This is a genomic window from Rhodopirellula europaea 6C, from assembly GCF_000338295.1.
Taxonomy (GTDB): domain Bacteria; phylum Planctomycetota; class Planctomycetia; order Pirellulales; family Pirellulaceae; genus Rhodopirellula; species Rhodopirellula europaea.
Map to the genome: position 1 here is coordinate 1 of NZ_ANMO01000238.1, position 1,856 is coordinate 1,856.

Here is a 1,856-nt window from a genome sequence, read left to right on the forward strand (position 1 = left end):
GCTCCTCACGGGGCGCGTGGATTGAAACCAAGACGCCACCGAACAAAGCGTGGAGGCCAAGTCGCGCTCCTCACGGGGCGCGTGGATTGAAACATTGAGTACAAACCATCAATGCCAACGCAGGTGTGTCGCGCTCCTCACGGGGCGCGTGGATTGAAACATCCAGTTCGATCGAGTCCAGGAACTTGTTGGCAGTCGCGCTCCTCACGGGGCGCGTGGATTGAAACGAATGGAAGGAATGACACGAATTAGACCTGCTCCCGTCGCGCTCCTTACTGGGCGCGTTGGTCGCCCTTGGTAAGGAGGCTACTGATTTGACACGTCGTTTCCTCTTAGCCTTCGCTGTTTTGAACACTGACGTGGACGGTACCGTTTTCGTTGGAGACGCACCTGATGTCGACGTTCAAAAAACGTTGCAACACGTCGATGTGGGTTTGGCTGTGCAGCGACAACGGTCCGGTGCAAAATTCGCTTCGGTATCCGTTGCGTGCCGCCAAGCCCATTGGCAACAACAGTTGATCGGCGAGGTACACGCCCACCGGAACTTCGCTGGCCAAATGGGCTCGTGCTTCGCGCAGCGCCGCACGGGCGACCTGTTCCGCTTTGACGCCGACCTTGCCGAAACCAATGATCAGTTCACTGACATTGTCAAACCCCAGCTCGATCATCACGACGTTGCCGGGACCACCCGCCTGCTGAATTTCGACGACCTGGAACGCCTTTTTGTCCCATCCGGTTTTTCGTGCGATCACATCACACTCCCGCTGGCCGACCGATTCTGGAATCCTGGAAACCAATGCGGTGACACTCGGCTTCAGTCTCCCGACTCGGTCCATCAGTTCGAGCCCGCTCATGCCAGTGGATGGCTCGACCTTCATCACCATCCTTCCGCCACCAGCCGGATAGAAACCATGGGATTCGATGTCAGCGTCAACGTTCGCGTTCATACGAGCCAACAACGGCAGGTAGCAACGCAGGAAAAATCGAACGGTGGTGCCCAAGACGCGTGAGTCCCGCCGCCGATTGTGATCGTGGAAGGAGCGTCCGCATGAAGCAGTACCGGCAGAATGGTTTGAGCCACCAAAATGGCACTGCCCGCCGAACCCACTTCGAATCGGTAGTCGCCGCCGGACAGTTCACCGGGCACCAAAGTCAATTCACACGAACCAAGTTGGTCTCCGCTGACTTCGCCAGAACAAACCTGCTGAATCGCGCGAACACCTGCCAGATGCTGACGAAGCAAACCTGGTTTCTTGCGACCGCCGCGAATGTTGGTGATGCGAACCGGTTGCCCCGTCACCGCCGCAAGGGCGAGCGAGGAGCGAACAATTTGCCCGCCTCCCTCGCCCTCGCGTCCGTTGATTTCAATCATCCGCTTTGCTCGCATCCTTGATCACGAATCGTGCTTTCAAACGAGCCACCTCGCTTGCCAATCCCGCGGACTTCACCGAACGCAGAACTTCGTTGAAGTCTTTGTATGCGGCGGGGGCCTCGTCGATTGGGTACTTGCGACAATTGCTCAGGATATCGTTGGAATCAAATTCCGAGTCCACGGTTGATTGATCCAGCACACGCTTGGCGTGACGACGCCCGAGCACCCGTCCCGCACCATGGTTGACGCTGTAACAAGACGCCGACGCACCCTCATCAGCCACCATCACCGCTGAACCATCGCGTGGATTTCCAGGCAACAAAATCGGATGCCCCGACTTTGCAAACGGAGTGTCGGCGAGCGAATGATGCCCACCTGGCATCGCCCGCGTGGCTCCTTTTCGATGCACCCATGCCGGTTGATTGTCCACGATTTCCTTTCGAGCAATGTTGTGACTGATGAAGTAAACCAAGTTCCCACGTGT

1 protein-coding gene and 1 pseudogene are annotated in these 1,856 nt (G+C 57.3%); both read right to left on the bottom strand.

Annotated elements, in window-relative coordinates:
* Positions 1–332 precede the first annotated feature (332 nt).
* A pseudogene (gene rtcA, locus RE6C_RS25550) lies at positions 333–1,372 on the bottom strand (RNA 3'-terminal phosphate cyclase).
* A partial coding sequence (locus RE6C_RS25555) for an RtcB family protein (RefSeq protein ID WP_144054875.1) occupies positions 1,365–1,856 on the bottom strand: 492 nt, incomplete at its 5' end. The pseudogene rtcA and the gene RE6C_RS25555, both read right to left, overlap by 8 nt.